10 protein-coding genes are annotated in these 12762 nt (G+C 32.6%); 2 read left to right on the top strand and 8 right to left on the bottom strand.

The annotated features are described in order from the left end of the window. Window positions 1-283: 283 nt before the first annotated feature. Window positions 284-913, top strand: a complete 630-nt coding sequence (locus VB798_RS03470) for a DUF3137 domain-containing protein (RefSeq protein ID WP_323256016.1) — start codon at window positions 284-286, stop codon at window positions 911-913. 500 nt (window positions 914-1413) lie between these two features. On the opposite strand, the gene VB798_RS03465 is transcribed toward VB798_RS03470, so the two are convergent. Continuing rightward, window positions 1414-3579, bottom strand: coding sequence for an FUSC family protein (locus VB798_RS03465; RefSeq protein WP_323256014.1), 2166 nt, complete (start codon window positions 3577-3579; stop codon window positions 1414-1416). A 319-nt stretch (window positions 3580-3898) separates the two neighbouring features. Between VB798_RS03465 and VB798_RS03460 the strand changes: the two genes are divergently transcribed. Continuing rightward, window positions 3899-5434 (top strand): glycosyltransferase family 39 protein, encoded by a 1536-nt coding sequence (locus VB798_RS03460; RefSeq protein ID WP_323256012.1) that lies wholly within the window; start codon window positions 3899-3901, stop codon window positions 5432-5434. 32 nt (window positions 5435-5466) lie between these two features. Here VB798_RS03460 and VB798_RS03455 read toward each other — a convergent pair whose 3' ends face one another. The 7 genes from VB798_RS03455 to VB798_RS03425 all read right to left on the bottom strand — a co-directional run bounded on the left by VB798_RS03455 (window position 5467) and on the right by VB798_RS03425 (window position 12284). Continuing rightward, window positions 5467-8646, bottom strand: coding sequence for a DUF4450 domain-containing protein (locus tag VB798_RS03455; RefSeq protein WP_323256010.1), 3180 nt, complete (start codon window positions 8644-8646; stop codon window positions 5467-5469). 208 nt (window positions 8647-8854) lie between these two features. Continuing rightward, window positions 8855-9418, bottom strand: coding sequence for a hypothetical protein (locus VB798_RS03450; RefSeq protein ID WP_323256008.1), 564 nt, complete (start codon window positions 9416-9418; stop codon window positions 8855-8857). 180 nt (window positions 9419-9598) lie between these two features. Beyond that, window positions 9599-9850, bottom strand: coding sequence for a hypothetical protein (locus tag VB798_RS03445; protein ID WP_323256006.1), 252 nt, complete (start codon window positions 9848-9850; stop codon window positions 9599-9601). A gap of 175 nt (window positions 9851-10025) precedes the next feature. Continuing rightward, on the bottom strand, window positions 10026-10514 hold the full coding sequence (locus VB798_RS03440; RefSeq protein ID WP_323256004.1) for a hypothetical protein: 489 nt from the start codon (window positions 10512-10514) through the stop codon (window positions 10026-10028). 100 nt (window positions 10515-10614) lie between these two features. Then, window positions 10615-10989: a hypothetical protein gene (locus VB798_RS03435; protein ID WP_323256002.1), complete on the bottom strand. Its 375-nt coding sequence runs from the start codon at window positions 10987-10989 to the stop codon at window positions 10615-10617. An 86-nt stretch (window positions 10990-11075) separates the two neighbouring features. Continuing rightward, the gene (locus tag VB798_RS03430; protein WP_323256000.1) at window positions 11076-11834 is read right to left on the bottom strand and encodes a hypothetical protein; all 759 of its coding nucleotides are present in this window, start codon (window positions 11832-11834) and stop codon (window positions 11076-11078) included. Between the two features lie 255 nt (window positions 11835-12089). Next, complete coding sequence (locus VB798_RS03425) at window positions 12090-12284, bottom strand: hypothetical protein (protein ID WP_323255998.1); 195 nt, start codon at window positions 12282-12284, stop codon at window positions 12090-12092. Window positions 12285-12762 lie beyond the last annotated feature (478 nt).

The following is a 12762-nucleotide window of genomic DNA, read 5'->3' as shown; positions in this document are numbered from 1 at the left end:
TTTATATATCAGGTGATATTTCAAATTTTAATGTCACAGAAAAGCGGTCGGAAAACTAATTTCGACCGTTTTTTTATGATTGATGTACAATGAATTCCTACTGTTTGAGCGGAGCGAGTTTAGGAATTCTTGATTTTCTTTTGTTACTTTTCTTTTATCAAGAAAAGAAAAGTAAGAACAAGACAATAATCACTATAAAACCTTTGAAATGGTCTAATAGCTTACTACTTTAAGTGAAAATTTGGAATAATTCATGTTTCATTTCCACCAAATACAACATAAAATGGGATTATTAAGAAATATTTTCGGGCCAAGTAAGGAAGAAATCTGGGTGCAATTAGAACAAGAAATCAATGCACAATTGATCATCAAAAAGAGTTTTCTGGTAGATGATTCTAAAGTAGTACTGGAACATAAAAATTGGACAATCGTACTGGATGTCTTTCATCGTTCTACAGGCAAAAGCACGATACCTTATACCAGAATGCGTTGTGCTTATGTAAACAAAGATGATTTTAGGTTTGAGATTTTCAAAGAAGGTTTTTTTGCAACAATAGGCAAGTACTTTGGTATGGAAGATATTGAAATAGAAGACAAAATCTTTGACGATACTTTTGTATTAAAAAGTAAGAATCCTGATAAAATAAAAGCTTTGTTCAAGGATGAAGACATCAAAAATGATTTTCTGGCATTGTCTAGTTTATCTCAATTTCAAGTAAAAGTTAAAGACGATGAAGGCTATTTTGGACAACATTTTCCTGAAGGAGTTGATGAATTATATTTAGAAGTTGTGGGTATCATCAAAGATTTAGCACAATTAAAAATACTGTTCAAGCTTTTTGCTGAAATAATGGATAGGCTCTGCGAAATTGGTTCAGCTTATGAAACTCGCCCTGAAATTGATTTGAAGTAGCAATTTACCTTCATTAAAACTCTGTAAGCTTAAATGAATATTACTTACCTGTTTTCTACTATTTTTCATCCCTGAAAAACTATTTTGTAGGGTAGAAAAACATATTTTCACCCTTGAAAAAAATATTTGTAGGGTAGAAAAATATATTTTCACCCCTGAAAAAAATATTTGTAGGGTAGAAAAAAACATTTTCACCCCTGAAAAAAATATTTGTAGGGTAGAAAAAAACATTTTCACCCCTGAAAAACTATTTTGTAAGGTAGAAAAAAACATTTTCACCCTTGAAAAACTATTTTGTAGGGTAGAAAAATATATTTTCACCCTTGAAAAACTATTTTGTAGGGTAGAAAAATATATTTTCACCCTTGAAAAACTATTTTGTAAGGTAGAAAAATATATTTTCACCCTTGAAAATATTTGTGTTAAAGGGCTTTAAGAAAGAAAAATTGAATGCCTAAATTCATGAAATAGTAAGACATTTTGTCAACAGTAGATATTGATTAAACCTTAATCTTCTCTGAGATTTTGTAGATGTCAAAGGCTACTTTTTGAAGGTCGATGAATTGTTCAGCGATAAGAAGGGCGTCGTCATCCTCTTTAAAAACATGTTTGAGTGGAAGTATTTTTAAATCATTTCCTGCAATACTCTCATCTTTAATCAAGGTCATCATGGCTTCATTCAAAAGCTTTTCGCTGTTGGAAGCAATTTCTTTCAAACCTTCAATCGCAGGAATATCTTCTCTGTGTTCCATAACATACAATGCCAATGTTGCTACATAAGAAGACATCAAATGATTTAATACCGAAAACTTATGGATTTCTTTGATGCTCAGTTGTTTACTTTTAGGTTCAGAGAACATTCTTTGAAATGCAGAAGCTAAATTGGCACTGCGAACATATACTTCTTTTCTGATAATTTTATAGGGAATCTTATCATATTGTTGTCCGAAATAGTAAGTAGAAACTTGGTGATAGTATGCCAAGTTTACTTCTATCATTTCAACCAAAACTGTTTTGAGTTTTTGATGTTCCCAACTTGGTAAAAAAACATGACTGGCAATAAAAGCAATGCTTCCGCCAATAATGGTATCATATACTCTTTCAATAAAAATGGCTCTACTTCCCATTCCTAAAAAATCATAGAGTATCAAAATAAAGGGCGTCATAAACAATACACTGACTACATAATTTTTCCGTTGGAAACTGTATGCTCCCAACATACAAATCAATAAAATAGCAAAAAGAGCTTTGCCGTCTTCCACCCAAGAGAGAATACTCATGCCGACGATTGCCCCGATAATTGTTCCAATCAAACGGTGATAATTTCTTTCTTTGGTTAAACTGAAAGCTGGCTTCATAATCACCATGATGGTCAACAAAATCCAGTTGCTGTGCAAGAAATTATATGATTGTGCAATGATAAACCCAATTAACATCACAACCGATACTCTGATGGCATGGCGGAAAATCTCTGATTTTAAAGCAAGATTCTCTCTGAATAAACTGAATTCATATTCTTCGTGAGAGATAAAATAAGCAGATTGTGTCTGACTTTTGGTCAATTTTCTGGCTTTTCTGTCTTTAAAATGTCCGTTAATCTTCTTGATTCTATGAAAGATATTTTCAACATTTACTTCAATATTCTTCAACGCTTGTACGCCACTTTCTTTGAATTCATTGCCATATTCTCCTCTTTCTAAGGCTTCAATTTCAAGTTTTAAATCTCTAATCTCACGAGGTAATCTTAACGAAAGCTGAGGTTTTGTATCTGCCTTCAAAGCATAGCCAACTTCTTCAAGTTGGTCGGATAGATGTAATAAAACTGTTTCAAATTGTTTTAAAATGCCTATTTCATCAAATTGTTTATGTAAAGTCTGATAACTATAAAAAGTTGACATGATTTGTTCAAACAAATCCATCACATCTACAAAAACAATGACTAAGAAACGTCCTTGTTGTGTTGATTCTCGAACGATTTCCCTACTTTTAAAGAGTAAATCACGTACAGCATTTTGTTTTTCATTGACTAATACTTGGCATTCCAGTAGTTTTTTATAGTTTTCATCGTAATCCATTCCTTCTTTATAAAAACCCGCTTTGATTCTCATGAAATGAGCAACTTCAATCACACAATCGCCCAAAGACTGTTGTGCTAAACGGTAAGGCATGATTTTATACAAAGAAATACTGAGTGCAGAATACCATAAACCACCTGCAATGATATAAAGTGTATAGAGTAAAATTTCAGAAAAAGAGCGAATATCACCGATTCCCAAGGTCATTACCAGTAAAGCTGCCGTACCAATTGAAGCAATACGGTTGCCGTACACGTAAAGCATTGAAAACAGAAAACTGAAGGCAAGGATTAAAATACCAAGAAGATAAACAGAAGCATTAGCAAAGCCAGTTAACAAAGAAACGATAGACACCACTAAGGTTGTAACCAACATCGCATTTCGGCGATGCGTAATTGGGCCGGGTGTATCGGCAATACTTGCACATAAAGCACCCAAAGAAACCGTAATGCCTGTTTGTAATAAACCAAACTGAGATAAAATTAAACTAGGTACCAAAGCACCAAAAGTAATCCTGAGCCCATCACCGAAGTAAGAACTCAAGACAAAATTCTTGATTTCGTTGGTCGTTTGTTGTGTTTTTGAGGTCATGTTTTTTACTTAATTAGTGATTTAGCAAGTTGTGAATGATTAAAAGAATTGTAATTATGAAGCTGTTTAAACTTTTTAATTTTCCTTTTAGTAGGTGAATTAATTTGCCTGTTAAAAGGAAAAAAAGGATTTAAAAAGCGATACAGATTAAGTCTTCCATTTTATTTTTCATACAACGTTTCTAAAGTCTCAAAATCAGTTTTTGTAAAAATAGATAAAATATTCAAGAAACTATGACGAAGATTGCCACTTCAATTTTCATTATGAACAAGATTCGATATATTGCTCTAAAAATGATAACCTCTCTTTTAAAAAGACTATGTTCAAGAAATCTTTGATACTCTGTTGCTTCATCATATTTAAGTTTGTTTTACAGTCAACCCTCATAGATTCAGGCTACGATTTACATCGAGACGAATATTTACATCTCGACCAAGCTCGTCATTTAGCTTGGGGATATTTGTCTGTTCCGCCCGTTACTTCTTGGTTTTCTTATATTATACTCTTGTTAGGGAATGATATATTTTGGGTGAAGTTTTTCCCAACACTTTTTGGGGTATTAACCATGATTATCGTTTGGAAAGCTATTGAAGAACTCAATGGAGGAATTTTTGCGTTGATTTTAGGGGCAACAGCTATTACGCTTTCTGTAATTTTACGAATTAATACCCTTTTTCAACCCAATTCTTTAGATATATTGTGTTGGACATTCCTATATTTCACCATCTTGAAATACTTCAAAACACAACAAAATAAATGGTTGTGGATAGCAGGAATTACTTTCGCTTTTGGCTTTTTGAATAAGTATAATATCGTCTTTTTATTAGCAGGATTATTACCAGCTTTGCTGATAAGCCCACAGCGAAAAGTATTTAAAAATCCACATTTGTATTTGACTATTCTTGGAACATTTTTATTGATACTTCCGAATCTAATTTGGCAATACGAAAACAATTTTCCTGTGATTCATCACATGGCATTACTCAAAAAGTATCAATTAGTGAATGTAAAAAGAGCAGATTTTCTGAAAGAACAAATACTATTTTTCTTATCGTCTTTCTTTGTATTAATCGCTTCGTTCATTTCATTTTTTAGATACAAAGCTTTTAAAGAATATCGTTTCTTCTTTTGGGCTTTTGTGTTTTCTCTTTCTATTTTCGTGTATTTACAAGCAAAAAGCTATTATGCCATTGGTTTGTATCCTATTTTAATAGCTTTCGGTTCGGTTTATCTGGAAAATATATTAAAAGAAAGTTGGACAATTTACCTTCGTCCTGTAACGATTTTATTGATAATCGTTCTTTTTTTACCGATGATGAGAATTGCTTTTCCGAATTATAATCCAAAAGAAATACAACAGAGAACTGAGTTATACAAAAAGTTTGATTTGTTAAGATGGGAAGATGGAAAAGACCATACCATTCCGCAAGACTTTGCTGATATGTTGGGTTGGAAAGAATTAGCCCAAAAAGTAGATAGCGTTTATGCAAAAATTGACGATAAAGAACATACACTAGTGCTTTGTGATAATTACGGACAAGCGGGCGCTATCAATTATTATTCAGCTTTTAAACATATTAATGCTGTTACGGTAAACGCTGACTATATCAATTGGTTTCCGCCACTTGGTAAAACATCAATCAAAAATATTATTTTGATACAGTATTGGGATGATGACGATAAAAATCGTGAAAAAGAAAGACCGCTCTTTCAATCGGTTGCTTTAAGAGGGAAAGTTGAAAATCCTTTTGCCAGAGAATATCAAACAAGTATTTACTTATTAAAAGGAGCAAAAGTACCGATTGAACATTTTCTGATAGAAGATATTGAGGAAGAAATGAAAGATTGGAGATAATGAAAAAACATTATCTCCAATCTGTAGCTCAATTATTCTTGAACAGTAACCGCCATCAAACCAATAATAACATCATTACAAAGTGAAATTACTTGAATGGATTTGATTGGTTTTGAAAGAATAGGGAATTGATACACATTAGCTGCACCGCCATCAATTGCCATATTGCTAAAGCCTTTGATACTTGTATGTTTGGCGGGTTCTTTCACAAATTCTCCTGATTTTAATAACAATCGTGTTGGGCGTGCTGACTGAGAGTATTGAAATGCTTTTCCATCATAAAAATAATCTTGCTCGATTGGCCACCAATTGTTTGGATTATGCAATTCAAAAGTAGTTTGCTCACCACTTTCATATCGAATCACAATTTTTCCATTCACCATTTGGCTTTGCATTGGGTTAGTTGTTCCAGCCATTAACAGGTGCATATTTTTACCTTGTATCTTTTCCTTGGAAAGAATCAACAAAGTATCTGGAAAATTATCCCATTTACTAGCAAAAGCAATATTTGCGTTGTTGCTATCAACAGGAGTAGCAAATGGAATTTGTTGATAATGAATAAGACCATTTTGTTGCTTTGCTTTTTGACGAAGTCCAGAATCATCAATATTGGCTTCCACCAAAGGGTAACACCAATTACCAATTCCTTGAATCGGTAATTGTAAAGTAGCACTTTGCGGTCGTGGTGATAAATACTTGTTTTTAAAAATATGGGTAACTTTATCGTTGAAAGTACTGCTTAAATCAATGGTTTTATATACTTGATTTTCAGTAAGATTTTGTTGTTTTTGATGGACAATTTCAACTTTTTCTTTTACTAGATTATTTGTTTTAGGGTTGATTTTATTTCCTTCAAATAACACTTTCACCAAAAAATTTTTTCCTTTTTGTGTATTAATTTCAAGGATTGGTTCATCATTCCCGTTAGTTTTCCAAGTAAATTTTGTTGGTTTACCATTCACCAAAACCGATTTTACTTTTGTGTACTCTGCTGGAATACTTAGGATGATTTCAGTATTTTTCGTCCAAAAGGTTTTTATTTCGTACTCATAAAGCTTTGTATTTTTCTTGAAATTAAACTCAATGTCGCTTGTTTTAAGATTGGCATAAGCCCATTCATTGGGAAAACCCGGTTGGATAAGTATTTTACTTTCTAATAGTTGTGGTCTGATTCCAAATAAACCTTCTACCAAACTTCTTCCAGCCATACCGATTCCATCGGCAAAATCTCTATACAATTCTCCTCTGATGGCATCTAAACTCGATAATTGTTCAAATCCACCCGGAGAAGCAGAAGTATAAAGACTTTCGATGAGGGTATTTCGCCAAATTTCATAAGCTAAATTTTTATTGCCTGCTTGCCAACAAGCTAAAGAAGTATGCAAGTTTTCGCCCAAAGCTACATTATTAATACTCCAAGTATAAGGTTGCCAATTGGTGGTACTAAGCTGATAAAAATCTTGTTTGAGTGCTGGAATGCTGTAAGGAATATGCGGAATGTTATTTTCAACATATTTTGTCATCAGATATTGTTGCTTGGGCGAAGCCGCTTGTGCGTCGATAGCATGATAGATTGTCCAAAGCCCTGCCGAAGGATGCGTTAATTGTAAGCCCAAAGCATCTTTATATTCAGCAAAACAACCAGTTTCTTCCAACCATAATTTTTCTTGCAACGCTTTATAAATCTTGTTGGCTTCTTTTTCATAAGGTTTGGCATTTTTGCCTAATAATTTAGCCAAGAAAGCCGCTGAACGAAAAGCCCGATAATTATAAGCCGTAGAATGCGTAACGCCACCACCACTATATTGCAAAGCATCACTTGCCCAAATACAGCAATAAGCATCGTAAAGTCCGTCGTTATCAGCATCAAAATTATGTTTTTCCCAAGCCAAATGCTTTTCAATTATCGGCCACATTTCACGAAGATAAGTAGTGTCGCCAGTCCAATTAAAGTGATTTAAGAGTTGGTCGATATAAACCAAATTCATATCATAATGATGCGCACGAATATCTCCATTCGGATTTCTACAGATATATCCTTCTGTAAAAATACCTTTCCCAATTTTCTCAATTTGACGAGCCAAGTGCATCGCAGTATCTGGAAAAGAGTGTATTAAAGGAAAATCATCACCAACCTGAGATTTTGAATAAGCAGTGAAATGTGTTTTTGCTCTATCATGTTGCCCAAGTACATCAGCAATATAAGGACCACGCCAAGCAGGCAAACGCATTCGCCAAGCAACAGCTCCGTGCATATAAGTTGGACTATCCCAAATGGCATCGGCAGCCAAACTTAATGCTTGTCCCATCGGATTCAATAAAGTATCAGGCGTTTTAATTTGAATCGTATTGACGATTTTCTGACGCAATACTTCATTTTGCTTTTTAAAAGAAGGGATTTCTGTATAAGTAATATCAGTACTATTTCCTTTTTGAATCAAGATAAATTGCTCCGTCTTTTGTAAATCGCCGATACTCATCAAGCATGGATTAGTGATTTTATCAGCAAAGTTTTTTACAGACAAAGGCGATTGTTGAGCATTAGCCTCTGTAATTGCTAAAGTATAATTGCTAGGAAAAAGTCCTGAAACAACTTGCGTAGAATCTTTAGGCTGATATTGAATTTGAAAAGTATTTTTCGAGAGCTTGATTTTATTATTGCTACAATTTTCAGCTTTTAGATAGAAATTGCTTTCTGGGTCGGCACCAATATCGCCATCTCTTGAAAACTTCTTTGCAGTAATGCCACCAAACAAAGTTAATATTTGGGTTTGTTTGGGCTCATTTCCTTCATAATGATATTCAATCAGCATGGCTTCGTGTGTGTAAGTAGCTGTTACTTTCAATATCAACATGGCATCACCTAGTAATTCATCTTGAATTTTGTAGTGCATTGCTCCATCTTGATATATTGTTTGGATTTTCTGTGCTTCCGATAGCCATTTACTTTTTGTGCCATTCAATAAACCGATTTTACAGTTTCCACCCATGCCGGGCAAATACAAAGCAAACTCTGGGAAATCGCCAGCTTCTACTCTGAAAGCAGAATTGCCACCATACAAAGCTCGATTGAATTTTTGTTTTGGATTAACACAAACAAATCCATTTCCCTGAAAAGGTTGATAATGTAAGTTTTTGACAACAGGTTTTATCTGGGCAGTAACCTGAATAGAAAATAGGAGGGAGCAAGCTAAGAATAGATAATATTTCATAAATCATTTCATTTGAGAGTATTGTAAACATAAGGCTAAAAATGCCTTTTTTTACCCTATTCTTGAAAATTAAATGATTTGTAGAACGACTTTACATTCGTTTGATTTTATTATCAGCCGTTCATTGTCCGTGTCTTCACGGACAACTATTTGTTGATTGTTTATCAAAAAAGAAGTTCGTGGAGATAAGATAAACTTTGAATAAATATTAAGGACTCTTCTTTTCTTCCATTCTTAACAATAACTTTTCTAAGTTGTCAGCGTCTTCACTCCATCTTTGGGGATTTGTGATGATGTATTGTTGGCACTTATGTAATTCATTTTCAAAACGAATAATATGTTCCCAATAATTTCTTTGCCAAACTTTTGCAGACTGTTGTTGTATTAAATGATTGTCTTTTAAATATTTATAAAAGTTGTAGAAGACTAAAGATTTAAAGCTCCCAATGATATTTCCCAAAAGAGTATGTTTAGGGAATTTTAGAATAGCTTCATCTTCATTAATCTTATTTCTTTCTATATGAATAATTGCATGAAGATGATTTGGCATAATTTGAAAAGTATCTATCGCAACGTAAGAAAAACGATTTGGAATATTTAACCATTCCTTTTCAATAATTGAGCCTAAGTATGATAGATTCATTTGTTGGTTTACAATTTTGCCAAAAATATTTTCACGATTGATTGAACAAATCGTGATAAAATATGAGCCACCTGCAGAATAATCGTGGTTTTTGTATCGAATAGAATGTCTTGATTTTTTGTTTGGCATAGGATTAAGTGTAAAAATATTGTGTTCATTTTCGGCAACCGTAAAGGATTGCCGCTACATTTTATGAGGTAAATCCAGAGATAAAAATGAATCAAAGCAAATTGTAGTGGTAACCCTTGCGGTTACCTTTTATTTATCCGTGAAAACAATTTTTAAAAGACACAACCTTCTCCCAAAAACCTATTTTAAATCTCGTGATTTTATTTCCGTTTCAATCTGCTTTAAGATATAAGAACAGATAAAAAGAGCAAATGAAAAACTACCACAAAGTATAAGCAAATTATACTTGTTACTTTTTATAGCAAAGTATATTAGCCCAAATGTTGTAATGAGCGTTATTATACTGAGAATGCCCACAAAAGCCTTAAACTTTTTTTGTTTTGCTTTTAGCTCTTCTAAGGTCAATTCTTCGAATTTTCTGTTTTCTTTCATAAGGATTATCTTTATTTAGGTATTATGAAGCATTTTTAATTAAACCTATAAGGATTTTAGCCGTTGTCCGTGTCTTCACGGACAACTATTTGTTGATTATGATGGTGTTTTAATTATTTATCAAAAAAGAAGTTCGTGGAGATACGAACTTCGGCTATACCTAGAACCGCTAGGGTTATTCATTCCATATCCATCTTTCTGAAAGTGGTATTTGTACTTCTTCATTTATTGATAAACATCCTCCATTGTTGTTGTAAAAAGTAAATTTATTATTAGTTGTAATAAGTTCAACACCTGCATAAGTCCCATTTACAATATTAAATGTTTCTCCTCGTATTTCTGAGATAATAAATTTAGCTAATCGAATCTTTAAAATTTTTTCACCAATAAACGGAATTAACTCATCATTAGGCTTTAGCTTGTTTAAAAAAGTTTCTACTGAAAAATCTGCACCGTTTCTATCCAAAAGGTCATCAGTATTGATAATTGTAATGTCAGTTGAAGCACCATCATTTAATACTCCAATATAAAGCCCTAATTCATTTTCTTCTTTATTAGTAATGAAATGAAGCCCAACAGGCATATAGAAATCATAATCAACTTCTTTGTCTCTTCGCTTTATATCTTTAATAGTTTGACCAACTAAATGTTGAAATATGTGCATATTTTCTCAGCCGTTGTCCGTGTCTTCACGGACGACTATTTGTTGACTGTGATTATTTATCAAAAAAGAAGTTCGTGGAGACACGAACTTCGGCAAAGCATCAAATATTTATATAATTGATTGGATTTGAGTTACCTTGTTTGAAATACTCTTGAACACTTTTTCCTATGTATTTTGCTCTTATACTTTCTTCTGCTAAGGTTCCTAAAAACTCTTTACGACCTTCTATATATACATCATCACGAGTAGCATATTGAGTTGTTCCTGCTGGATGCCACGAGTCTATTTTGTAAACCTCTAAAATAAAGCCATTGGCAATAGCAAAGGCATAATCAGCGTTCTCATACCTTCCATTCCCTAACTTCCAAACTCCTCTTGTTGACTCATAGAGATACTCTGCCGACATATTCTCTTTATACCTTTTTGATATTCTAATCAGAATCCCTTTTTCTGTAATCTCTAAATCCTTACGCATAATATTTATAAATTTTATTGGAACAATATTTAAAGCAATAATTTCGGCAGAGCAGACAATGCCAATAGCAGGACAACTTACATTTATTACAACAACTTAGTGAGTATATAACGTAAAGTCCTATTTCTATTTTTTTCCATATAGCAATAGATAGCATCTTTTGAATATGCCAATTTTACTTCCTCTACAATGCCCTTCTTGGTTATTAAACGAAAAATGGGTAGAGCTATACAACTGTTACATCCGCCGGGTAAATGAATCAATTTGAGGTTTTCAAACAATGTTGATTTAAGTGTAAAATTGTCACCAATAGCCCAACTATCAATTTTCTTATGATTGGCATCTAATAAAGTGTATTTACCTTTTAGTTTCCGTTCGTAGAATATAGCTAAAGGGTCATACTGATGTATTAAACGATGATACTTTACCATGTGTACTTTACGAGTAACTTGGGCTTTGTCATAAAACAGTATATCTATTGATGTATCTGAGTTAAAAATTAGCTCAGTCTTTTTATCTTTTAGCTTTTCATCAAAACCTAAAGTCATATCAACATTAACATTTGTATCCGTGATTAAATATTGATTTTTACTAACACGTTTTAAAGGAATTGGGAAGTATTCTTGCTCGAAAAGTAAAATTTTATATTTTCCTTTCTCTAATAACAATGCTTGAACTGGGTTTAAGAAACGATTATACGCTTCTTTTTCCGTTTCACAAACATTCATGCTATCAAGATAATTCTGAGGGAGCCAAATAACTCCTTTAGAAGCAGTTTGGCTATAAATCTGAGATAGGGATAATAATAATACACCTATCGACATGAAAAAAATATTCCTTTTCATAGTTTTTAATTTTATTTCCCAAAATCTAATTTTGTCTGCTGAATATTAATCAGTTCTATAAGAATTGGTGATTGTCTTGGAATAAAGCTAAAAAAGTGTTCAAATCCGCCATTAAAAACGCTCTCTACAAGTCTGTTGTATCTTTCAACCTCTATACACTAAACCCTGTGATAAGTAAGGATATATTAACAGACGTTTTTTTACGGATTACAAATCCGTGCTGTGGAAATACATAAGCCATTAGATAATTCAAAATTATCTATTAATTCTTCGACGAATATATTTTAAAATGATATATAACAAGGTGAGTACGCTTATATATTTTAAAGCCATAATGTCTGTTTCTACAGGAATTTTATGACCTGTTCCATATAAGCCTGCCCAAAAGAATAGAGCAAGAATAAGTAATAGAGCAATACCGACTTGTAGAATTTGAAGTAGTTTTTTCATTTCTTATTATCATGGATGTGTTTTCTCTAAAAAGTATTTTAAACAAGGTCTATTTGAATTTTGTAAAATGACTTTTGATAAAACCTTCCCCCAATTTCCCCATTCCCATCAAACAATCAAAATTCCTCAATAAAATTTTTCTGCATTTTTATTAAGCGGTAAAAAAGGCTCTTAAAATCTTGTTATAGGCTGTTTTTGAGTCTTTTATAGCGTAAAAAACAGCTTGGTTTGTTTCGTTTATTTTTTAGTAAACGGTTTTAACTTTTATGTCGTATTACAATGACTCATTGTAACACGTAAAAATTATAAAGTAGTATTACAATGACCCATTGTAACATGTAAAAATTATAAAGTAGTGTTACAATGACTCATTGTAACACGTAAAAATTATAAAGTAGTATTACAATGACCCATTGTAACATGTAAAAATTATAAAGTAGTGTTACAATGACTCATTGTAACACGTAAAAATTATAAA

The sequence above is a fragment of the Arcicella lustrica genome, assembly GCF_034930985.1.
Lineage (GTDB): Bacteria > Bacteroidota > Bacteroidia > Cytophagales > Spirosomataceae > Arcicella > Arcicella lustrica.
This window is presented reverse-complemented; position numbering and strand designations above follow the sequence as displayed.